Below are 21484 nucleotides of genomic sequence, written 5' to 3' on the forward strand. Positions count from 1 at the left end.
GGTGTACTGGGGTGCTGCTGCGTTCGTCGGGTTCGGCACCGGCGTCGACGACGTCGGCGAACAACTCGTCGGCATCTTCCAGAACCCCGGTCTGCTGCTCGGCATCCCGCTCGCGATCGCGGGCGCGGTGTTCATGTCGCTCGGGGCCCAGTACCAGAGCCAGGGCGTGCGGAAGGTCGAGCGGATCTCCGGCGAGACGGGGGAGACCGGACTCGGCGTCTCGCACCTGCTGCGGCTGCTGACGCGACCGTCGTGGGTGATCGGCACGGTGCTCCTCGGCGTGGCCATCGTGTGCCAGCTGAGCGCGCTGGCGGTCGCGCCGCTGATCGTCGTGCAGCCCCTCGGTGCCGTCTCCCTCGTGATCACGACGCTGCTCAACGCGCAGGTGTCGGGGCATCCGCCGACTCGGAAGTCGCTGACCTCGATCGGGCTGTGCGTGGGCGGCATCTTCCTGTTCGTCCTGGTGGCGGCCCTCCACGCGACGGAGCGCCCCCTCGGCGACGTCGAGCTGCTGACCGTGCTGGCGATCCTGCTGGTCGTCATCATCCTGCTCGGCACGGCCTGGCTGCTGCTGCGTCACCGGATGAGCGCCCTGTTCTACATCACCGCCGCCGGAGTGCTCTACGGCTTCGTCGCGACGCTCGCGAAGGTCGTGATCAAGCGCATCCAGGCGCAGAACTTCGAGTGGATCACGATCGTCTGCCTGATCGCCCTCGTGGCGGCCGCGGCGGCCGGCGGGTACTTCGTGCAGACGGCCTACTCGTCAGGTCCGCCCGACCTCGTCATCGCCGGCCTGACGGTGATCGACCCGATCGTCGCCGTCCTCATCGGGGCGATCGTGCTGGGCGAGGCCGCGAACGCGCCGCTCTGGGCACTCGTCTTGTTCGTCATCGCCGGCGCGCTGGCGACATGGGGCGTCGTCATGCTCGCGCGGAACCACCCACAGGTGCTGAGCGAGAGCCAGGAGCTCGGGATCGCGCGCGGCCGGGACGAGGGCGTCGACCGTGCCGCCCGGGACACGGGAGAGCAGCCGCGCGGCGACGCGAGCGCCCTCGATCGGCTGCGTGCCATGCGCGACCCCGACGACCTGCTGACGCGCCGGCTGCCGCCGCCGGACGAGCCGCCGAACGCCACCCGATAGGCTCGAAGATGACACGGGGCGGTGGCCAAGATGGTCAAGGCAGCGGGCTCATAACCCGACGATGCGTGGGTTCGAGTCCCACCCGCCCCACCAGGGAGGAGAGCCGCCGGATGAGCGCGACCCCTCCGTGCGCGGGCGGCCCGGTCGGACCGCTGCGCGCCGAGCCCGGGGGAGGCACGCGATGACCCGCATCGCGCTCGTGTGCGACTACTCGCTCGACTACCTCGGCGGCGCGCAGTCGGCCTTCCTCGATCAGGCGGCGATCCTGGCCGACCGCGGCCACGAGGTCACGGTCATCGCGCCGGGCCGGCGACGCCGTCGGCGTGCGACACGGCCGGCCACGGCCGCCAAAGCTCCCCGGCTCGATCGATTCGAGATGCCCGCTTCGGTGACGCTGCCCGTCGTCGACCTTCCTGTGGTGCGGAATGCCCGTTCCACGCGCCGCAGGCTGCGGGCGGTGCTGGAGGCCCGCGACATCGAGGTCGTGCATCTCCATTCCGAGTTCGGCGTGACCGCTGCGGCCACGGACGTCGCGCGCGAGCTGGGCATCCCCGTCGTCCACACGATCCACACGTTCTTCTGGCAGACGCAGATGGGGCCCGTGGCAGCCGGGCTCGCCGCTCCGGCCCTGCGCGCGTCGGCCCGGTGGCTGCGCGGGCACTCCGCGTCGCGCCGGCGGCTCGCGGAGTCGCGGACCGACTCCGTGCTGCGGGGGATGACGCTGTCGACCGCCGAGCGCGCCGACGTGGTGATCTCGCCGTCCGCGCACCAGGCGCAGCGGCTGCGCGACGCCGGTCTCGAGGACGTCGTGGTGATCGAGAACGCGATCCCGCGTGCCACCGCGCCCGAGGCTCCTCTGAGCGGCGTCGACGGCCCGCTGCGGGTGGTCTGGGTCGGGCGTCTGATGCCCGAGAAGCGCGTGCGGGAGTTCGTCTCGGCCGCCATCGCCGCGGTGCGCGAGCTGGGCTCGGGCGCTCTGGACGTGGAGGTGATCGGCGACGGTCCCGAACGGGGCGCGATCGAGGCGGAGATCGCCGCGGCGGGTCTCGAGGCCGCGATCCACGTGCGCGGGCGCCTCACGCGCGACGAGGTGAGGGACCGGATGCGTCGCGCCCACCTCGTCGCGCTGACGTCCTTCGGCTTCGACAATCAGCCGGTCGTCGTCGTGGAGGCCTTCAACGCCTCGCGCAGCGTCCTCTACGTCGATCCCGCGCTTCAGGAGGGCCTCGCCGAGGGCGGCATCCGAGCGACGTCTCCCGACGTGGCGGGCATGGCGGAGACCCTGGTGCGCCTGGCGCGGGATCCGGAGCAGGTGGTGCGGGCGTCCGAGCGCGCGCGTCGTGCGGCGCATGTCTTCGCGCCGGCACGGCATGCCGGCCTCGTGGAGCAGGCGTACGACCGCTCCCGCGGCGTGACGCTCGCCGCCGCTCCGGCGCCGCGGGTCAACGTGCCGTAGCGCGACGCCGGCGCGGCGACCGGATCGCTAGTCGCTCGACCGGCCGAAGAGGGACAGCACCACGCCGACGATGCGCAGCACCTGGACGATGATGACGATCACCTGCACGACCGCCATCACCCCCTCGAGGGTCGAGCCGAGCACGCGCACGTTCTGCGAGACGTCCGGGCCGCCGAGGCTCTCCAGCTCCCGCTCCCACCTGCGCTCCTGACGGAACAGGATCGCGTACGGCAGCAGCCTCTCGTTCAGGACGTACCGGTCGAGCCCCGACTGCGCCACCGGGTCGCCCGCGGTCGGCATCGCGGAGAGGCCGAGCGCCTGGCCGCCCGGTGTCAGGGCGCCGGCCGGGGTGCGGAGCGCGCCCTCGGGCGACTGCAGCAGCCTCAGTCGGTCCTGCTCCGCGAGACGGATGTAGTCGCGCAGGCCCGACAGGTGGCGGCGGTGCTCCTGACCGAGCGCGGTGAACCACAGCAGGGGAGGAGGAGCCAGCGTGAGCACCCAGAACAGCACGGCCACGTCGAAGAGCACGACCACGGCGCCCATCCACTCGCCGTTGAGGATCGCGCCGAGGCCGAGCAGCACCCCGGCGACCGCGGCGGCGAGGAAGAGCAGCGAGAGCAGCACGAGGTGGACGGAGACCGTGCGCTTGTGGGCGAGTCCTTCCGCCTTCACGCGTTCCCGCAACGCGTCGAAGAACGTGCGCAGCTCGCGGCGACGGTGAGCCCGGAACGCGCCGCGACCACGGATGAAGAAGACGTCGGGCGCATCGTCCGGCGCCGCGTGGACGCCGAGCTCGGCGAGCGCCCGGGCGTAGCGGCGCTCCTGGCGCGGACGCATCCTCTCCGGGCGCAGTGCCCTGAGGAGCGCGTGCTCGTCGGCGGAAAGCGGCGCGCCGGCGAGGATCTCGACCGCCACGGGTCCGCGCGAGCCGCGAGGCGCGAGCACGCGGATCGCGCCACGGATGGCCAGAGACGTCACCGCCGCGGCCAGCAGGCGACGGTCGGCGCGCACCAGCAGCCCGTGGGCGAACAGGTCGCCCTCCGGCGGCACGTACTGCACGATCGGCGACCGAGGCAGACGACGGGCGAACGGGGTTGTGATCCCGATGACGACGAACGCCACGAGCACGAGCACGGCTCCGATCAGAAGGAACCCGATCAGCGTGTCGGCATCCAGCACTCTCGTCACGCTACCCGACGCCGCACGGCGGGCGCGGCGTAGGCGGTCGGCGTGCCCGAAGCGGCGCCGTCCGGCGACTCGGCGTCCGAATGACACGCTTGTGATTCCGCGGCTCTGCGGTCATAATGCTGGGAGAACCGAATACACGTCAGCCGGGTCCGCCGGTCAGGTCGTAGGGGAAGACGCACCTGACGAAACGGAGAGATCATGGCGACACCTATCGCGCGCGGAGTGGTCTACATCCACTCAGCGCCACGCGCGTTGTGCCCCCACCTCGAGTGGGCGGTCGGCCGCTCGCTCGGCCGTGCCGTGAACTTCGAGTGGGCCGATCAGCCTGTGCTGGCCGGGTCGCGACGCGCCGAGTTCTACTGGGAGGGCCCGGCCGGTACGGGCGCTGCTCTGGCGACCGGGATCCGCGGGTGGGAGCACCTGCGGTTCGAGGTGACGGAGGACCCGACCCCGCGCAGTGACGGCGGACGCTGGATGCACACGCCCGATCTCGGCATCCACTACGCCCAGATGGACACCGCCGGAAACGTCGTCGTGCCCGAGGATCGCATCCGCTACGCGATGGAGGTCGCGGCGGGCGACCCGATCGAGCTGCAGCGCGAGCTCGACATCGCGCTCGGCTCGGCCTGGGACGACGAGCTCGAGCCGTTCCGTCACGCGAGCGACGACGCGCCCGTCGTCTGGCTCCACAAGGTCGGATGAGCCGCCTCCGGCTGGGCGTCGGCTGACGGCCGGCACACAGACCACGGAGCGGCGTCGGTACCGACCTTCGGTGAAGGATCCCGGCGGGTGGGAAGACGTCACTCCGGTCACGAGAAAGACAGAAGGGCCCCTGGAGAACCAGGGGCCCTTCTGGCGTGTGCGGCGCGACGCGTCAGCGACGGCTCACGCGTCGTAGGACGCGAAAGCGGCGACGGCGTTGTGACCGCCAAAGCCGAACGAGTTGCAGATCGCCAGCTGCGGCTCGGCGTCGAGCTTCTGGGGCTCGGTGGAGGCCTTGAGCGGGATCGCCGGGTCCTGGTCCACGAGGTTGATGGTCGGCGGGGCGACGCGGTCACGCAGAGCGAGGATCGTGAACACCGACTCGATCGCGCCGGTGCCGCCGAGCAGGTGACCCGTCGACGCCTTCGTGGCGGACACCGGGATGTCGTGCACGCGGTCGCCGAACACCGACAGCAGGGCCGCGTACTCGGCGGGGTCGCCCACCGGGGTCGACGTGGCGTGCGCGTTGATGTGGGTGACCTCGTCCGGGGTGCGGCCGGCCTGCTCGAGTGCCTGGCGGACGGCGCGCGACGCGCCGGCGCCCGTCGGGTCGTTCGCGGTGATGTGGTGCGCGTCAGCGGTCACCGCGGTGCCCACGAGACGTGCGTAGATCCGGGCGCCGCGCGCCAGCGCGTGCTCCTCCGTCTCCAGCACGAGCGCTGCGGCGCCCTCGCCCATGACGAATCCGTCGCGGTCGACCGAGAACGGTCGCGACGCCGTCTCGGGCGAGTCGTTGCGACGCGAGAGCGCCTGCATGGAGGCGAACGACGCGACGGTGATCGGGTGGATCGCCGACTCGGTACCGCCGGCGATCACGACGTCCGCGAGACCGAGCTGCAGGTGCTCGTACGCGCTCGCGATCGACTCGACGCTCGAGGCGCATGCGGACGCGACCGTGCGGGCGAACGCGCGGGCGCCGAAGTGCAGCGAGAGGTTGCCGGCGGCGGCGTTGGGCATCAGCATCGGGACCGTCATCGGCATGACCCGCCGCGGTCCCTTCTCGCGCAGGGTGTCCCATGCGTCCAGCAGCGTCCACACGCCGCCGATGCCGGTGGCGAAGTCGATGCCGAGCCGCTCGGGCTCGACCTCGGGCTCACCCGCGTCGGCCCACGCCTCCATCGCCGCGATCAGCCCGAACTGCGAGGCAGGGTCCAGACGCTTCGCCTGGGGCCGGGGCAGCACCTCCTCCGGGCGCACGACGGCCTCCGCGGCGAACGTCACGGGCAGCTCGTACTTGGCCACCCAGTCGTGCTCGAGACGACGCGTGCCGGAGACGCCGGCCAGCAGGTTCTGCCAGGTCTCGGGGGCGGTGCCGCCGAGCGCCGAGGTGGCGCCGATCCCGGTCACGACGATGGACTTGCTCATTTTCGGTTCCTCGTGCTCCCTGATGGAAAACGGTGCCGCACCCTGTCCAAGGCGGGTGCGGCACCGCCGATGTCACTGGTTCGACGTGATGAAGTCGACGGCGTCCTTCACCGTCTTGAGGTTCTTGACCTCGTCGTCGGGGATCGTGACGCCGAACTTCTCCTCGGCGTTGACGACGATCGTCATCATCGAGATCGAGTCGATGTCGAGGTCGTCGGTGAACGACTTCTCCAGCGCGACCTCCTCCGCGGCGATGCCGGTCTCGTCGGTGATCAGCTCGGCCAGACCGGCCAGGACCTCGTCAGTGGTGAATGCCATGGGGCTCTCCTCTTTCTCAGGATGTGTTTCGGGTCGGAAGGATGTCGAGGACGACGGAACCGTGGTTCAGTCTAGGGTCGCGACGTGCGCCGTCACGGGAGGACGACGACCTGCGCGGCGAAGACGAGACCGGCGCCGAAGCCGATCTGCAGCGCCAGCCCGCCGCTGAGCTCGGGGTTCTCCTGCAGCAGCCGGTGGGTGGCGAGGGGGATGGACGCCGCCGACGTGTTGCCGGTCGTCTCGATGTCGCGCGCCACCTTGACGGTCTCCGGAAGACCGAGCTGCTTGGCGAACTCGTCCACGATGCGCATGTTGGCCTGGTGCGGGATGAACGCGGCCAGGTCGTCCGCGGTCACACCGGCGGCCTCGAGCGCCTGCTTCGCGACCTTCGCCATCTCCCAGACGGCCCATCGGAAGACCGTCGGACCCTCCTGGCGCAGCGTGGGCCACTCGGCGACGCCGTCCCGGAAGTCGGTGAGCGTGTGGTTCATGCCCACGGCGTCCGCCTTCGAGCCGTCGGAGCCCCAGATGGACGCCGAGACGCCGGGCGTCTCGCTCGGGCCCAGCAGCGCCGCGCCGGCACCGTCGCCGAGCAGGAAGGAGATGCTGCGATCGGTGGGGTCGACGATGTCGCTGAGCTTCTCGGTGCCGATCACGAGCGCGTAGCGGGCAGCACCCGCCCGGATGAGCGCGTCGGCCTGCGCGATGCTGTAGCAGTAGCCGGCGCACGCGGCGTTGACGTCGTACGCGGCGGCGGGGTTGGCGCCCACCCGGTCGGCGACGATCGCCGACACCGAGGGCGTCTGCTTGGGATTGCTGATGGTCGCGACGACGACCAGGTCGACCTCAGAGGCGTCGATGCCGGCGCTCTGGATGGCCTCCAGGCCCGCCGCGGTCGCGAGGTCGATGGCGCTGGTGTCCTTCACCGCGCGCGTGCGCGTGACGATGCCGGTGCGCTGGCGGATCCACTCGTCGCTGGAGTCGATCGGGCCGACGAGGTCGTCGTTCGGCACGGCGATCTCGCCGCGGGCGGCGCCGTACGCGTAGATCCGGGAGTGCGGGGCCCCGACGGCCTCCTTGAGCGTGACGGTCATCGTTGTCGTTCCGTTCTTCTCGAGCTCGGGTGTCAGGAGGCCAGCAGCTCGCGAGCCGCGGCGAGGTCGTCCGGGGTCTTCACGGCGACGCTCGGCACGCCGCGCAGGCCGCGCTTGGCGAGACCGGTGAGAGCGCCGGCCGGGGCGAGCTCGATGAGACCGGTGATGTCCCGGTCGGCGAACGACGCCATGCAGAGGTCCCAGCGCACGGGCGACGCGACCTGGTGCACGATCAGGTCGAGCGCGCGCCGACCGTCGTCGACGGCGGAGCCGTCGCTGTTGCTCCACAGCGTGAGCGACGGATCGTCGACCGAGTCGATTCCCTCGACGGCGGTGCGCAGCGCGTCCTGGGCCGGTGCCATGAATCGCGTGTGGAACGCTCCGGCCACCTGCAGGGGCACGACGCGCGTGCCGCGCGGCGCCTGCTCGGCGAGGGCCGCGAGCCCCGGCAGCTCGCCGGCGGCGACGATCTGGCCGCCGCCGTTGTAGTTGGCCGGGGTGAGGCCGTTGTCGGCGATCGCCTGCAGCACCTGGCCTTCGTCGCCTCCGACCACCGCGCTCATCCCCGTCTCCACCAGCGCCGCGGCGTCCGCCATGGCACGGCCGCGCACGCCGACGAGGCGAAGCCCCGCTTCGGCGTCGATCACGCCGGCCGCGACGAGTGCGGCGATCTCACCGACGGAGTGCCCGGCGACGCCCTCGGGCCGCGCACCGGCAGAGGTCAGCTGCTCCCACGCGAGCAGGCTCGCCGCGACGATGAGCGGCTGGGCCACACGCGTGTCGCGGATGGTGTCGGCGTCCGACTCCGTGCCATGGGCGACGAGGTCCACGCCGGCGGCGTCGGAGAAGGCCGAGAGACGCTCCCGTGCCCCGTCCAGCTCGAGCCAGGGGGAGAGGAAGCCGGGGGTCTGCGAGCCCTGTCCAGGGCAGACGACGACGATCACCCGACCAGTCTGCCAACGTTCGCGCCCCCGCGCTGGCGATGCCATCACAAGAAAACGCCGAACGATTGTGCGTGGCGGACAGTCGTCAGGGCGATGACGGCACTCAGCGGGCGCCGCCGTCGCGGGGACGCCGCACCGCGGCACGGCGTCGCGCGACGTCCGTCGACCCGATCGAGCCGAGGATCAGCGCGGTCTGCAGGATGAGCGCCTCGCGTGGCCCGGTCGCGTCCCAGCCGATCACATCGCTGACGCGCTTGAGCCGGTAGCGCACGGTGTTCGGATGCACGAAGAGCTCGCGTGCGGTCGCCTCGAGGGACCGCCCGTTGTCCAGATAGCTCCACAGCGTGGTCACGAGGTCGGTGGAGTGGGCCGCCAGGGGGCGATAGATGCGCTCGACGAGCGTCTGCTTCGCGACCGGGTCGCCGGCGAGCGCACGCTCGGGCAGCAGATCGTCGGCCTCCACGGGCCGCGGGGCGTGACGCCAGCCGCGCGCGACGGCGAAGCCTGCGAGCGCCGCCCGGGCGCTCTGGCTGGCGTCGACCAGCGCCGGAACCGTCGGGCCGAGCACGAGGTAGCCGTCTCCGAAGGCCGGCTCGAGCTGACGCGCGATCTCGACGAAGGGCAGGCAGTCCGGGTCCGGCTCGTCGGCGTCGGCGGGCTGCGCGCGGCCGATGACGACCACGAGGCGTGAGCCCTGCACGCCGACGAGCACGTCCACCCCGAGCTTGCGGGAGGTGCGACGCACCTGATCGACGTCGAACTGCGCGGGCGCGGTGCCCACCAGCACGCACACCTCGCCGTGTCCGTGCCAGCCGAGGGCGGCGATGCGGCTCGGCAGCTCCTCGTCGGCCTCGCCCGTGAGGATCGAGTCGACGACGAGCGCCTCGAGGCGTGCGTCCCACAGGCCGCGGGACTCCGCCGCGCGCGCGTAGACGTCCGCCGCGGTGAAGGCCACCTCACGCGAATAGAGCAGGATCGCCTCGCGCAGGTCCTCGCTCTTCGAGGCGACGCGCTCCTCGACGACCTCCACCGTGATCCGGATGAGCTGGAGCGTCTGCTGAAGGCTCACGCTGCGCAGCAGCTCGCGCGGAGCCGCGGCGAAGATGTCGGCCGCGATCCAGGGGGTGGACGTGGGGTCGTCGTACCACTGGATGAACGACGTGATGCCCGCCTGCGCGACGAGGCCGACGGCCGATCGTCGCGCAGGCGGCATGTCCGAGTACCACGACAGCGACTGCTCGAGGCGCGTCGTGGTGGCCGTGGCCAGGTCGCCGGAGATGCGTCGGAGCCACGCCAGCGTCGCGGCACGGTCCACCGTGCCGGCGTTGCTGAGCAGCCTCGAGTCGTCCTGATCCGAGGCTGCCGGCGTCGTGCCCCCCGACGCCGAGCTCTCCTGCGTCACGCGGGAGCTCAGCTCTCCCCGCCGGCGTTGCCGGACGAGCCGGCATTGACGTCGTGGAGGCGGTACTTCTCGATCGCCTGCGCGATGACCGAGCGGTCCACCTTGCCCTCGTCCGCGAGGCCCTGCAGCGCACGCACCGCCATCGAGGGTCCGTCGATCTTGAAGAAGCGGCGGGCAGCGGCGCGCGTGTCCGAGAAGCCGAAGCCGTCCGCGCCCAGCGTCAGGTAGCGGTTCGGGACCCACGGGCGGATCTGGTCCTGCACCGCGTGCATGAAGTCGCTGACGGCGATGACGGGTCCCTCGGCGCCCTTGAGCTTCTCGGTCAGGTACGCCGTGCGCGGCTCGGCCTCCGGGTGGAGGAAGTTGTGCTCGTCGGCGGCGAGACCGTCGCGACGAAGCTCCGTCCAGCTGGTGACCGACCACACGTCGGCGGCGACGCCCCAGTCGTCCTTGAGCAGCTGCTGCGCCTCGAGCGCCCACGGCACGCCGACGCCGGAGGCGAGCAGCTGGGCACGCGGCCCGTCGCCCGTGCCCTGCGAGACGCGGTGGATGCCGCGGACGATCCCGTCGACGTCCACGTCCTCGGGCTCGGCGGGCATGACCATCGGCTCGTTGTAGACGGTGACGTAGTACATCACGTTGGGGTCGTCGTGCTTCCCGCCGTACATCCGGTCGATGCCCGACTCGACGATGTGCGCGATCTCGTACCCGTAGGCCGGGTCGTAGGACACGGTCGCCGGGTTGGTCGAGGCCAGCAGGTGCGAGTGGCCGTCGGCGTGCTGCAGACCCTCACCGGTCAGCGTGGTGCGGCCGGCGGTCGCACCGATGATGAAGCCGCGCGCCATCTGGTCGCCCGCAGCCCACTGCGCGTCGCCCGTGCGCTGGAAGCCGAACATCGAGTAGAAGATGTAGATCGGGATGAGCGGCTCGCCGTGCGTGGAGTACGCCGTGCCGGTCGCGGTGAACGCCGCGAGGGCGCCGGCCTCGTTGATGCCGACGTGGATGATCTGGCCCTGCGGGCTCTCCTTGTAGGCCAGGAGCAGCTCGCGGTCGACCGACGTGTAGTTCTGGCCGTTGGGGTTGTAGATCTTCGCCGTCGGGAAGTACGAGTCCATGCCGAAGGTGCGCGCCTCGTCCGGGATCACCGGGACGATCCGCTCGCCGAAGCCCTTCACGCGCAGCAGGTCCTTCACGAGACGCACGAACGTCATCGTGGTCGCGACCTCCTGGGTGCCGGATCCCTTCTTCAGAAGCGCGTAGTCCTTCTTCTCCGGCAGAGGGATCTGGGTGTACTTCGAGCGTCGCTCCGGCAGGAAGCCGCCGAGCGCGCGGCGGCGCTCGAGCATGTACTGGATCGTCTCGTCGTTCTCGCCCGGGTGGTAGTAGGGCGGGCGGTACGGGTCGTCCTCGAGCTGCTTGTCGGTGACGGGGATGTGCATCGTGTCGCGGAACAGCTTGAGGTCGTCCAGCGTCATCTTCTTCATCTGGTGGGTCGCGTTGCGGCCCTCGAAGTGGGGCCCGAGGCCGTAGCCCTTGACCGTCTTCGCGATGATGACGGTCGGCTGGCCCTTGTGCTCCTGCGCGGCCTTGAAGGCGGCGAACACCTTGCGGTAGTCGTGGCCGCCGCGGCGCAGGCCCCAGATCTGGTCGTCCGAGTAGTCCTTGACGAGCTCGAGGGCGCGCGGGTCGCGACCGAAGAAGTTCTCCCGCACGTACGCGCCCGACTCGGCCTTGTAGGTCTGGAAGTCGCCGTCGGGGGTGGTGTTCATGAGGTTGAGCAGCGCGCCGTCGACGTCGCGGGCGAGCAGGTCGTCCCACTCGCGGCCCCAGACGACCTTGATGACGTTCCAGCCGGCGCCGCGGAAGAAGCTCTCGAGCTCCTGCACGATCTTGCCGTTGCCGCGCACGGGGCCGTCGAGGCGCTGCAGGTTCGCGTTGATGACGAAGGTGAGGTTGTCGAGGCCCTCGTTGGCGGCGACCTGCAGCTGTCCGCGGCTCTCGACCTCGTCCATCTCGCCGTCGCCGAGGAAGGCCCAGACGTGGCTGTCGGAGGTGTCCTTGATGCCGCGGTTGGCGAGGTACTTGTTCGCCATCGCCTGGTAGACGGCGTTGATCGGGCCGAGGCCCATCGACACGGTCGGGAACTGCCAGAACTCCGGCATGAGGCGGGGGTGCGGGTACGACGGGATGCCGTTCTCGCCGGCCGACTTCTCCTGGCGGAAGCCGTCGAGCTGGGCCTCGGAGAGACGCCCCTCGAGGAAGGCGCGCGCGTACGGGCCGGGGGAGGCGTGCCCCTGGATGAAGACCTGGTCGCCGCCGGAGGGGTGGTCCTGACCGCGGAAGAAGTGGTTGAAGCCGACCTCGTACAGGGAGGCCGACGAGGCATACGTGGAGATGTGGCCGCCGACGCCGATGCCGGGGCGCTGCGCGCGGTGCACGGTCAGGGCGGCGTTCCAGCGGATCCAGGAGCGGTAGCGGCGCTCCAGCTCCTCGTCGCCCGGGAAGTCCGGCTCGTCCTCGGGCGCGATGGTGTTGACGTAGTCGGTCGTGGGGACCATCGGCACGCCCAGGTGCAGATCCTTCGAGCGCTTGAGCAGGCTCAGCATGATCTCGCGACCGCGCTGGTGCCCCTTCGCGCCGACGAGCTCGTCCAGCGACTGCTGCCACTCGCTGGTCTCTTCGGGGTCGCTGTCGAGCGGCCCCTGGGAGTACGGATCCTGGTCGTGAACAGCCACCGGAAGACCTTTCGTCGAGCTCGGCAGATCATGCCGCGCGAACGTGCCTGCGCGCGGGCACGTCGAATGGACGTGCACACGCGTGATCGCCCATCAGCCTAACCCCCTGAGGCAGGGCAGGATGGACGAGTGCCGTTCGTGAGCTCCCTGTTCCGCTATCCCGTGAAGGGCTTCACGCCTGAGAGCCGCGATGTGCTCACCGTGCAGGACGACGGCCGCGTCGCGGGGGACCGGGTGCTCGCCTTCCGCTTCGCGGACGCCGCCGAGCCGGAGGACCGCGACGGCCTCGACTACTGGCCGAAGAGCCGGGGGCTCGCGCTGATGGACTTCCCCTCGCTCGCTCGTCTGCGGCTGACGTACGACGACGGCGCGCGACGTGTTCGGATCGCGCTGACCGGCCCCGTCGACGCTCCGGCGCCGATCGCAGACGAGGGGCTCGACCCGGACGGTCGCCGGCGCCTGGTCGAGGCCGTCACGGAGTACGTGCAGGGCACGGCGGACGCACGGCGGCTGCGCGCCGAGGGACGCCTGCCGCTCGCCCTCGTCGGAGACGGCGGGACGTCGCGCTTCCAGGACCGGCCGCGCGGCTTCGTCTCCCTGCACGGAAAGGCATCGGTCGCCGTGCTCGACGGGATCAGCGACGCCCCGGTCGACGACCGTCGGTTCCGGTCGAACATCGTCGTCGAGGGCCTGGCGCCGTGGGCCGAGCTCGGATGGACGGGACGCGTCGCCGTCGGGGACGTGCTGTTCGAGGTGCAGCAGCCGATCGGGCGCTGCCTGGCGGTGCACGCGAACCCCGACACGGGGGAGCGGGACGCGCCCCTCCTGAAGACGCTCACGAAGGAGGTCGGGCAGGATCAGCCCACCCTGGGGATCCTGCTGCTGCCGGTGGGCGGAGGCGGCGAGATCCGGGTGGGAGACGAGGTCCGACCCGCGCCGTGACGCCTGTGGGGGTCGCGGTCACGGAGCAGGTGCCTATGGTCGCGGCGAACCGGTCTTGACCCTGCCCCTGGGGCACGGGTGAGGCTCGTCGCATGGACATCGCAGACAGCGCACCGCGCGCCGCGTCGCCCGCCGCTCGCCCCGGGTGGCCGGAGGTGATCGTCGGCGTCGTGGTGGCCATCACCCTGTACCTGCTGGGCGGGATCGTCGGCTACCTCGTCCCCGAAGACGGCCCCCTCTCGGCCGGACACGTCGCGTTCATCGAGTCGGCGGTCGCTCCTGCCGGGGGCTTCTTCGCCGCGATGGCCGTACGGATCCGCCGTCTCGGGCCGTTCGGATTCCACCGGGTCCGCGCCGTCTGGGTGCTCGCGGGCGTGGGGGCCGGTGTCGCGTGCTTCTTCCTCAGCTGGCCCGTGTCGTGGCTTCTCGATCCGCTGTTCCCCGGCTCGGACTCCGTCCAGCAGGCCTACCGGGACGCGACCCAGCTGAGTCTGCTGTCGCTCGCCGTCACGGTCTTCCTCGGGGGAGTCCTGACTCCGATCGGTGAGGAGCTGCTGTTCCGGGGTCTCATCGCCAACTTCCTCTTCCGGTGGGGCCCCTGGGTGGGAGTCCTCTCGAGCGCGGCGATCTTCGCCGTCGCCCACGGCGTCAACGCAGTGATGCCCGTCGCGTTCGTGGTCGGCGTCGCGACCGGCGTCCTCTTGCGCGCGTCAGGATCCATCTGGCCCGCGATGATCGTGCACATCGTGTACAACTCGGCGGGGTTGGTCTATCACGGGATCGCGAGCTGAGAGGAGCGGCACAGTGGCCTGGAGCACCAGACAGCTGGCGGAACTGGCGGGGACGACTGTCAAGGCCGTCCGCCACTACCACGAGATCGGGCTCCTCGAGATGCCCGAGCGGGCAGCCAACGGGTACAAGCAGTACACGACCTCGCACCTCGTCCGCCTGCTCCACATCGCCCGATTGAAGGATCTCGGCATTCCTCTGAGCGAGATCGCCGCGATCGACGACACCGGTCACGACCTCCAAGACGCCATACGCGTCATCGACGAGGAGCTCTCACAGACCATCAGCCGTCTCCAGCGCGTGCGTGCGGAGCTCGCCGTGCTCGGGGCCAACCGTGCTCCTCTCACCACCCCGTCGCCCTTCGAACCGGTCGCCGGAGCGCTCTCGGAGCGCGACCGATCCCTTCTCACCGTCTATTCGCACGTCCTGCAGAGCGACGCTCTGGACGACCTGAGGCAGCTCATGGCCGAGCAGGGAGAAGAGGCAGACGCGTTCGATCTGCTCCCCGAGGACGCCGACGGCGAGGCGATCGACGCGGTGGCGGAGCACCTCGCCGTCACGATCCGGCAGCAGCAGGCCCGCTTCCCTCGGATGGTCGACATCACCGAATCGTCTGCGCTCGGCGCGCGGAGAACCGCCGACGTGATCGTCGCCGCCGTGGGGGAGCTGTACAACGAGGCGCAGCTCAGGGCCCTGGCGAAAGCCCACCAGATCATCATCCGGGAGCGACAAGAGCGCTAGCGATCCCTGTCGATCGACCCGACCACATCGACCCGACCACATCGACCCCCACGAGGGAAGAGGAGACATGACGCACAACACGCTCGGTGCGGGACCGTCCACGAGCTCCTCGACGAAGAGCTCGTTCGCCGCGCGTCCGACCCCACCCGGAGCGGAGTATCAGCAGGTCCTCGCGAGCGACAGGCGCCGCATCGGTCGGGGGGATCCTCGCGATCGCTCTGCTCATCGGAGGAATGTTCGGTCTCACGTTCGGAGCGGTGCAGATCGCGTTCCGCATCGATGGCGCGCTGGATCTCAGCGGCTACACCGCGAGCATCCACGTCGCGGCGATGCTGCCGATCGCGATGCTGATCCCCTGGAGCATGCTGATCCAACGATGGCTGTACGGCGTGCGGGCCGCCTCGCTGACCTCCGTCTCGAACGTGTTGCGCACCGCCGTCGTCGGGAGGGCGATGCTGGTCGTCGTCCCGCTCTGGGCGGTCAATCTCGTCGTCTCCACCCTGGTGCTGGGAACCACGGCGACCACGTGGTCGACCGTCGGCCTCGCCTCGGTCTTCCTGGTCACCCTTCTCCTGACGCCGTTGCAGGCCGCGGGAGAGGAGTACGGGTTCCGCGGCCTGGTTTTCCGCGTCGCCGCGAGCTGGGCGCGAGGCCCGCGCACCGCATTGCTGCTCGGCATCGCGGTGTCCAGCGTCCTCTTCGCCGTGGTGCACTTCTCCACCGACCCCTGGGTGAACCTCTACTACGTGGTCTTCGCGTCCACCCTCGCGATCATCACCTGGAGGAGCGGCGGACTCGAGATCGGCATCGTCGTCCACGCGGTGAACAACACGATCGGCTTCCTCGTCCTGCTCGTCCTGCACGCGGACTTCACCGCAGCCCACGATCGTTCCGACGGGGCCGGATCGGTCATCATGCTCCTCCCCATCGCCTTGCACATCGCTCTCACCGTGTGGGTCTGGTGGCAGACCCGCAGCTCGGGGCCGGTGCTCACCCCACCCCGCGGAGAGGGCGACGGGGCGCCGTCGGCGTCGTCGGCCGTCGCGACCTGCGTCCGGGCTGCCGGTTGAGGGGCGGCTACGAGATCGCCGCCTAGACTCGTCGCAGGGGCCTTTAGCTCAGCTGGTAGAGCGCCACGTTTACACCGTGGATGTCGTCGGTTCGATCCCGGCAGGGCCCACAGGACCGTCTTCCGTCTCGCCTGACGTGGTCGGGGGGAGAGTCAGCTCTTCTCCTCGCGGCGCTTCCTCTTGTTGAAGATCATGATGCCGTTGGATACGGCGATCAGCGCCATTGCGAGGGCGCTGAACCAGAGGCCGGGGCCAACGACGTTCAGAAGGATGAGCACCACGATCGCCGTGCATGTCCCTGCGGTGATGATGAGAGCAATCCACGGGAAGGTGAGACGCGGTTCGCTGCTGGACATCCGTTCACGATGCCATCTCGCTCGGGTGATGTCGAGGCACCTTCCGGCGCCCGCGCCGGAGCAGCGACGCTTCAGCCCCGCCGAAGACGACCGTTTCTGGCGAGCAGCTATCGGTTGTCGTTCCAAATACTCGCTGCATGGGTGGAGTCTGCGCGCGTGTGAATATGAGCGCACTGACCAAAACCTAGTCTGACGGCATGCGTAAGAGAATTGCTCTTGCTGTGCTCGTCAGCGTGCTCTCCGCTGGCGCGCTGGCAGGTTGTACCGTAAGTGCCAGCTCGAACCTGACCGTTCCCGGTTCCGATATCTCCGACTCCGCTGCCGGCGCGCTCGAGGAGCAGATCGGCATTCGACCCGAAATGGACTGCGGTGATGACCAGGTCGACTTGGTCGATGGCACGGTCGTCGATTGCGTTCTGACGGATCCGAGCACGGGCTCCACCTTCGACGCCCCTGTGACCATCAGCGGCGTCGACGGATCCGAGTACCGGGTCTCCGTCGAGGTGGCGGACACACCGCGCGAGTGATTCAGGCTCGCTCCCATTCACCACGCGCACGACGAGAACGTCGGATATTCATCCACGCATCGTTCTCGAGACGCGGTGGGTTGCAAAGGGAGTCCACGAGTCGGCGTGTTCCGACTTTTTCGGAGCGGTCGCATGACCCCGAAGCGGCTGCCGATCGCTCCCTTTCTGCCGCTGGCGTTCGGGGCCGCACTTATCGCGTTCGGCGTCGTCGCCCTTCTCGCCGGCGCCTGGGGCGGGTACGGACGGGGCGGCGGGGCCGTGCTCTTCGTGATGACGATCGGGGTCGTTCTCACGGTCGTGGGTGCAGTGTCGTGGTCGCCGTGGTTCCGGTACCGGAGAAGCACGGCCCCGCAGCAGAGGCGGGGCCCTTGAGACCGTCTTCCGACTCGCTTTAGACGGCGTCGTGCGCCGCTCGGGCGAGGGCGGTGGCCTGGCGGACGAGCTGTCGACGTCGCTGGGAGTCGTCGGCGGGCGTGGTCAGCACCACACCGGCGAGGTGGGAGAGGGTCCACCAGCCGGCGGCGAGCGTGACGATCGACAGCAGCAGATGCTCCGCGCCGTGCTGGTCGACGCCGGGCAGCGCGTCCCGGATCGAGGAGGCGCGGCGCGCGCACAGATTCGCCCGCTCGGCCGTCGAGGCGGGGTGCTCGAGCTCCAGGCTCTCCCAGGCCAGCAGGCGCGCGGGGGTGGCGTCGGCCTGGAAGCGGTCGAACAGGGCGCCGGCGAAGTCCCCCATGGCCTCCGCTCCGCCGCCGCGGACGTCGGCTCCCTCGAGGAGGGAGTCGAGCTGATCGGTGAGCACCGCGAGGTAGAACGCGTGCTTGTTGCCGAAGTACTGGTAGACGCGCTCCTTGTTGACTCCCGCCTCACGCCCGATCACGTCCATCCGCGCACCCGCGAAGCCGTGGGCCGCGAACTGCTGGGCCCCCGCTGCGAGCAGCTTCCGTCGTGTGCCCTCCGTGTCCCACGCCATGGGGCGAGCCTAGCGGATCTCCAACCATCAGGTTGGAGATCCGTGCGAAACCTGCTTGTGGTGTGCCAAACAAACGTTTGGAGATTGAAGTGGTCATGGTCCCGGTTCTTCCTCGCATCGTCATCACCTGGCTGGCGATCTTCCCGCTCGTCGTCGTGTGCCGTCTGCTCGTGACGCCGCTCCTGCCGGGGTGGCCGGACCTCGCCCAGACGGCGATCGTGATGGCGGTGGTCGTGCCCGTCGCCGTGCTCTGGGCGGTGCCGCTGCTCACCCGCGGATACGTTCGGCTCACCCGCGCCTCGGTGGGGAAGGGAGGGGCGAAGTGAGGGCACTGGTGCTCGGCGCGCGCGGCGCGGTCGGTCGGGTCGTCGTCTCCGACCTGCGTGCCGGCGGCCACTCCGTCACCCCGGCGGGGCGCACGCCGTCCACAGGCTCGGTGCGGATCGACCTGACCGCAAGTGACGGCGGCGACGCGCTGAGAGCCGCAGCGGTCGGTCACGACGTCGTCGTGAACGCCAGCGGTGTCGAGGACCCAAGGATCGCGGCGGCGCTCGGCGGAGCGACGCTGGTCGAGATCTCGGCCACTGCGGGCTATCTCGATGCGCTGGCCCGCGCGGCACCGGCGGGCAGCCGCATGGTGCTCGGGGCGGGTCTCGTGCCGGGGCTGAGCACGATCATCCTCGCCGCGCTCGACGCCGGGGCGGGCGACGAGCTCGACCTCGGAGTCGTCCTCGGCGGCGGCGAGGATCACGGCGCGGCCGCGGTCGCGTGGACCGCCGGGCTCGCCGGTCGCGCGCTCCACGACCCGCCGGAAGGGCGCCGCGTGCTCAACTTCCGCGAGAGCCGGGAGCTCCCGACGACGGCAGGCCGGCGTCGCCTCCTTCGTGCCGACTTCCCGGATCATCTGCTGCTGGGTCGAGGCGGCGGGTTCGCTGTGCGCAGCTACCTCGGCACGGACAGCCGTCTCACCACGGCGGCCCTCGCGGCCGTCGGCTTCCTGCCCGCCCTGCGCCGAGCGGTCGCGTACGCCCCGCACGTCGGGGGCAGCGGGTGGTCGATCTCCGCCGTCGACCGGCGGACCGGAAGAGGACTGATCGCTCACGGCGACGGGCAGTCCCTGAGCACCGGGATCCTCACCTCGCGCATGGCCGCGGCCGCCGCGGCGGGCGGCCGGACAGGCGTGGTCACCGCGGCAGACGTCCTCTCGCTCGACGATCTGCGGCGGGTGCCGGGGGTCCGCATCGCGCTGGTCTGACCGCGCTGTCCCGCCCGGATCGGCGGGCTCGGGCGCATCGACGGCCTTTGGCCGGCACCGTGCGGTGCCGGCCAAAGCCAGAACGTCAGAGACGGCCTCGTCGGATCAGAGTGCGCGCAGCCGCTCGAGAAGGGGGCCCGCCACCTCGTCGAGGAAGCGCTGCTGCTGCTCGTCGCCGATCTGCACGATCGCCACGTCGGTGAAGCCCGCCTCGAGGAACGGTCGCACGCCCTCGGCGAGCTCGTCGAGGTCCGGCCCGCACGGGATCGCGGAGGCGACATCCTCGGGACGGACGAACTGCGACGCGGCCTCGAAGCCCGCGGGTGTCGGAAGGTCGGCGTTCACGGCCCAGCCGCCGCCGAACCAGCGGAACTGATCATGCGCCCGCGCGATGGCCGCGTCCTTATCCGGATCCCAGGAGATCGGCACCTGGCCGATCTTCCTCGACGGCGACGGGTGGTGCTCGTCCCAGCCCTGCACGAGGTCCGCCTCCGGCTGCACAGCGATCAGGTGGTCGGCCAGCGGCGCGAACCGCGAGATCGATGCGTCCCCCGAGACCGCCACGCCGATCGGCACGCCGTCGTCCGGCGCGTCCCAGATTCGGGCGGAGTCGACGCGGAAGTACTCGCCGTCATAGGTCGCGAGCTCCCCGGAGTGCAGCTCGCGGATGATCTCGATCGCTTCGACGAGCATCTCCTGCCTCGAGACGATGCCCGGCCAGCCCTCGCCGACCACGTGCTCGTTCAGGCTCTCGCCGCTCCCGAGCCCGAGCGTGAAGCGTCCGTCCGAGAGGAGCTGCAGGGTCGCGGCCTTCTGAGCGACGACCGCGGGGTGGTAGCGGATCGTGGGGCACGTGACGTAGGTCATCAGCTCCACGCGTGACGTCGCCTGCGCGACGGCCCCGAGCACGGTCCAGGCGTACGGCGCGTGTCCCTGGCTCACGAGCCAGGGGGAGTAGTGGTCGCTGGAGACCTCGAAGTCGAAGCCGACCTCCTCGGCCTGCTGGGCGTAGCGCACGAGCTCGCGCGGTCCGCTCTGCTCGGTCATCAGGGTGTAGCCGAATCGGGTCATCGAGGGTCCCTTCGTCATTGTCACTGGCACCGTGACGCTACGTCGGCGCGGCCGGCGGCGCACGGGGCTTGCGGCGACGGCGTCGGTGAGGCAGTGCGGACGCCCGCACCGCGGGCGGAGGCCGGACGGTAGGTTGGAAGGGTGAAAGCAAGCCCTGCCGACCAGCTGCTCCTGCTCGACGTCGCCGACATCGACCGACGTCTCGCCTCGGCGGAGTCGACGCGACGCAACCCCCCGCAGGCGGCGAGGGTGCAGGAGCTGATCGCCCAGCGCACGGCGCTCGGCCGTGAGCTCGCGGAGCGGGCCGGAGCGCGCGACGATCTGCGGACCGAGCTCAAGCGCATCGAGTCCGACGTCGAGGTGGTCGCGGCTCGGCGGGCTCGCGACGCCGAACGGCTCGCGACGACGGCGAGTCCGAAGGACGCACAGGGGCTCGAGCGGGAGATCGCGACCCTCGACAAGCGGCGCAGCGACCTCGAGGACGCGGAGCTCGAGATCATGGAGAGGCTCGAGGCCGCCGATTCGGCGGTGACCGAGCAGCAGGCGCTGCTCGACGCCACGACGGCCGAGGGGCAGCGCCTCAGCGGCGAGGCCAAGGAGCTGGTCTCCCGGGCAGCGTCCGATGCCGAGGCGCTGACGCGCGACCGTTCCGCGATCGCCGACCGTCTTCCGGCGGATCTGCTGGGGCTCTATGAGCGGCTCGCCGCACGAGGCACCGGAACCGCCGCGTTCACCCGCGGGATGTGCGGCGCCTGCAACATGACGCTGTCGCCGAGCGACCTGCAGGTGCTCCGCGGCACGCCCGACGACGAGGTCGCCCTGTGCCCGGAGTGTGGCGGCATCATGGTGCGCACCGCCGAGTCGGGGCTGTGACCGGCCCCTCGCTGATCGTCGAGGCCGACGGCGGCTCTCGCGGCAATCCGGGCGTGGCGGCCGGGGGAGCGGTGGTGATCGACCAGACGACCGGCACCGTGATCGTCGAGGTGGGCGTCTACATCGGCGTCGCGACGAACAACGTCGCGGAGTACCGCGGCATGATCGCCGGCCTGCAGGTCGCGCTCGAACGCGATCCGGCAGTCGTCCACGTGCGCATGGACTCGAAGCTCGTCGTGGAGCAGATGACGGGGCGATGGAAGATCAAGCACCCCGACATGCAGACCCTCGCACGGCGCGCCCACGAGCTCATCGGCGAGCGCGCCGTCACCTTCGGATGGGTGCCGCGCGCCGAGAACGCGCTGGCTGACGCCGCGGCCAACGAGTCGATGGACTCCCGTGCGAGCTTCCGGAGGGATCTGAGCTCGGCGACGACGGAGCCGACACCGGAAGCGGTCGGTGGAGACGCCCTCTTCTGACGC

At 70.7% G+C, this 21484-nt stretch carries 23 protein-coding genes and 2 tRNA genes; 15 read left to right on the plus strand and 10 right to left on the minus strand.

Features of this window, described 5'->3' with window-relative positions; translation table 11 throughout:
- Window position 1 precedes the first annotated feature (1 nt).
- The 3 genes from K5S26_RS08835 to K5S26_RS08845 all read left to right on the plus strand — a co-directional run bounded on the left by K5S26_RS08835 (window position 2) and on the right by K5S26_RS08845 (window position 2597).
- Complete coding sequence (locus tag K5S26_RS08835; RefSeq protein ID WP_221857609.1) at window positions 2-1141, plus strand: DMT family transporter; 1140 nt, start codon at window positions 2-4, stop codon at window positions 1139-1141.
- Window positions 1142-1156: 15 nt separating this feature from the next.
- Window positions 1157-1234 (plus strand) — tRNA-Ile (locus K5S26_RS08840).
- Window positions 1235-1322: 88 nt separating this feature from the next.
- Window positions 1323-2597, plus strand: a complete 1275-nt coding sequence (locus tag K5S26_RS08845) for a glycosyltransferase family 4 protein (protein WP_221857610.1) — start codon at window positions 1323-1325, stop codon at window positions 2595-2597.
- A gap of 27 nt (window positions 2598-2624) precedes the next feature.
- Here the strand turns inward: K5S26_RS08845 and K5S26_RS08850 are convergent, their stop codons facing one another.
- Entirely contained in the window at window positions 2625-3776 is a 1152-nt protein-coding gene (locus K5S26_RS08850; protein WP_221857611.1) for a DUF2207 family protein, read from the minus strand.
- A 207-nt stretch (window positions 3777-3983) separates the two neighbouring features.
- Here K5S26_RS08850 and K5S26_RS08855 point away from each other — a divergent pair, with 207 nt between their 5' ends.
- Window positions 3984-4487, plus strand: a complete 504-nt coding sequence (locus tag K5S26_RS08855; protein ID WP_221857612.1) for a DUF3145 domain-containing protein — start codon at window positions 3984-3986, stop codon at window positions 4485-4487.
- A 183-nt stretch (window positions 4488-4670) separates the two neighbouring features.
- Here the strand turns inward: K5S26_RS08855 and K5S26_RS08860 are convergent, their stop codons facing one another.
- The 6 genes from K5S26_RS08860 to aceE form a co-directional block, all read right to left on the minus strand.
- On the minus strand, window positions 4671-5912 hold the full coding sequence (locus K5S26_RS08860) for a beta-ketoacyl-[acyl-carrier-protein] synthase family protein (RefSeq protein WP_221857613.1): 1242 nt from the start codon (window positions 5910-5912) through the stop codon (window positions 4671-4673).
- Between the two features lie 72 nt (window positions 5913-5984).
- Window positions 5985-6230, minus strand: coding sequence for an acyl carrier protein (locus tag K5S26_RS08865; protein WP_188754660.1), 246 nt, complete (start codon window positions 6228-6230; stop codon window positions 5985-5987).
- Window positions 6231-6322: 92 nt separating this feature from the next.
- On the minus strand, window positions 6323-7324 hold the full coding sequence (locus K5S26_RS08870) for a beta-ketoacyl-ACP synthase III (protein ID WP_221857614.1): 1002 nt from the start codon (window positions 7322-7324) through the stop codon (window positions 6323-6325).
- A gap of 32 nt (window positions 7325-7356) precedes the next feature.
- Window positions 7357-8268, minus strand: coding sequence for an ACP S-malonyltransferase (locus K5S26_RS08875; RefSeq protein ID WP_221857615.1), 912 nt, complete (start codon window positions 8266-8268; stop codon window positions 7357-7359).
- Between the two features lie 103 nt (window positions 8269-8371).
- Window positions 8372-9583: a PucR family transcriptional regulator gene (locus K5S26_RS08880; protein ID WP_221857759.1), complete on the minus strand. Its 1212-nt coding sequence runs from the start codon at window positions 9581-9583 to the stop codon at window positions 8372-8374.
- 95 nt (window positions 9584-9678) lie between these two features.
- Window positions 9679-12405 (minus strand): pyruvate dehydrogenase (acetyl-transferring), homodimeric type, encoded by a 2727-nt coding sequence (gene aceE, locus K5S26_RS08885; protein ID WP_221857616.1) that lies wholly within the window; start codon window positions 12403-12405, stop codon window positions 9679-9681.
- A gap of 129 nt (window positions 12406-12534) precedes the next feature.
- On the opposite strand from aceE, the gene K5S26_RS08890 reads away from it, so the two are divergent.
- The 5 genes from K5S26_RS08890 to K5S26_RS08910 all read left to right on the plus strand — a co-directional run bounded on the left by K5S26_RS08890 (window position 12535) and on the right by K5S26_RS08910 (window position 16057).
- Window positions 12535-13347, plus strand: coding sequence for an MOSC domain-containing protein (locus K5S26_RS08890; protein ID WP_221857617.1), 813 nt, complete (start codon window positions 12535-12537; stop codon window positions 13345-13347).
- Window positions 13348-13439: 92 nt separating this feature from the next.
- Window positions 13440-14138: a CPBP family intramembrane glutamic endopeptidase gene (locus tag K5S26_RS08895; RefSeq protein WP_221857618.1), complete on the plus strand. Its 699-nt coding sequence runs from the start codon at window positions 13440-13442 to the stop codon at window positions 14136-14138.
- A gap of 13 nt (window positions 14139-14151) precedes the next feature.
- Window positions 14152-14877, plus strand: coding sequence for a MerR family transcriptional regulator (locus tag K5S26_RS08900; protein ID WP_221857619.1), 726 nt, complete (start codon window positions 14152-14154; stop codon window positions 14875-14877).
- Between the two features lie 233 nt (window positions 14878-15110).
- On the plus strand, window positions 15111-15947 hold the full coding sequence (locus K5S26_RS08905) for a CPBP family intramembrane glutamic endopeptidase (protein WP_221857620.1): 837 nt from the start codon (window positions 15111-15113) through the stop codon (window positions 15945-15947).
- 37 nt (window positions 15948-15984) lie between these two features.
- Window positions 15985-16057 (plus strand) — tRNA-Val (locus K5S26_RS08910).
- A gap of 42 nt (window positions 16058-16099) precedes the next feature.
- Here K5S26_RS08910 and K5S26_RS08915 read toward each other — a convergent pair.
- Window positions 16100-16303 (minus strand): hypothetical protein, encoded by a 204-nt coding sequence (locus K5S26_RS08915; RefSeq protein WP_221857621.1) that lies wholly within the window; start codon window positions 16301-16303, stop codon window positions 16100-16102.
- 197 nt (window positions 16304-16500) lie between these two features.
- Between K5S26_RS08915 and K5S26_RS08920 the strand changes: the two genes are divergently transcribed.
- Window positions 16501-16830 (plus strand): hypothetical protein, encoded by a 330-nt coding sequence (locus K5S26_RS08920; protein WP_221857622.1) that lies wholly within the window; start codon window positions 16501-16503, stop codon window positions 16828-16830.
- A 132-nt stretch (window positions 16831-16962) separates the two neighbouring features.
- Window positions 16963-17202, plus strand: a complete 240-nt coding sequence (locus tag K5S26_RS08925) for a hypothetical protein (RefSeq protein ID WP_221857623.1) — start codon at window positions 16963-16965, stop codon at window positions 17200-17202.
- Window positions 17203-17221: 19 nt separating this feature from the next.
- Here K5S26_RS08925 and K5S26_RS08930 read toward each other — a convergent pair whose 3' ends face one another.
- On the minus strand, window positions 17222-17803 hold the full coding sequence (locus tag K5S26_RS08930) for a TetR/AcrR family transcriptional regulator (RefSeq protein WP_221857624.1): 582 nt from the start codon (window positions 17801-17803) through the stop codon (window positions 17222-17224).
- A gap of 95 nt (window positions 17804-17898) precedes the next feature.
- Here K5S26_RS08930 and K5S26_RS08935 point away from each other — a divergent pair, with 95 nt between their 5' ends.
- On the plus strand, window positions 17899-18129 hold the full coding sequence (locus K5S26_RS08935) for a putative antibiotic biosynthesis monooxygenase (RefSeq protein ID WP_221857625.1): 231 nt from the start codon (window positions 17899-17901) through the stop codon (window positions 18127-18129).
- On the plus strand, window positions 18126-19058 hold the full coding sequence (locus K5S26_RS08940; protein ID WP_221857626.1) for an SDR family oxidoreductase: 933 nt from the start codon (window positions 18126-18128) through the stop codon (window positions 19056-19058). Before K5S26_RS08935 ends, K5S26_RS08940 begins: the two co-directional genes overlap by 4 nt.
- A gap of 105 nt (window positions 19059-19163) precedes the next feature.
- On the opposite strand, the gene K5S26_RS08945 is transcribed toward K5S26_RS08940, so the two are convergent.
- Window positions 19164-20129: an LLM class F420-dependent oxidoreductase gene (locus tag K5S26_RS08945; RefSeq protein ID WP_221857627.1), complete on the minus strand. Its 966-nt coding sequence runs from the start codon at window positions 20127-20129 to the stop codon at window positions 19164-19166.
- A 141-nt stretch (window positions 20130-20270) separates the two neighbouring features.
- Between K5S26_RS08945 and K5S26_RS08950 the strand changes: the two genes are divergently transcribed.
- Both K5S26_RS08950 and K5S26_RS08955 read left to right on the plus strand, forming a co-directional pair.
- Window positions 20271-21002, plus strand: coding sequence for a zinc ribbon domain-containing protein (locus tag K5S26_RS08950; RefSeq protein ID WP_221857628.1), 732 nt, complete (start codon window positions 20271-20273; stop codon window positions 21000-21002).
- Entirely contained in the window at window positions 20999-21481 is a 483-nt protein-coding gene (locus K5S26_RS08955) for a reverse transcriptase-like protein (RefSeq protein WP_221857629.1), read from the plus strand. Before K5S26_RS08950 ends, K5S26_RS08955 begins: the two co-directional genes overlap by 4 nt.
- Window positions 21482-21484 lie beyond the last annotated feature (3 nt).

It is taken from the genome of Microbacterium marinilacus, from assembly GCF_019753765.1.
GTDB classification, from domain to species: Bacteria; Actinomycetota; Actinomycetes; order Actinomycetales; family Microbacteriaceae; genus Microbacterium; species Microbacterium marinilacus.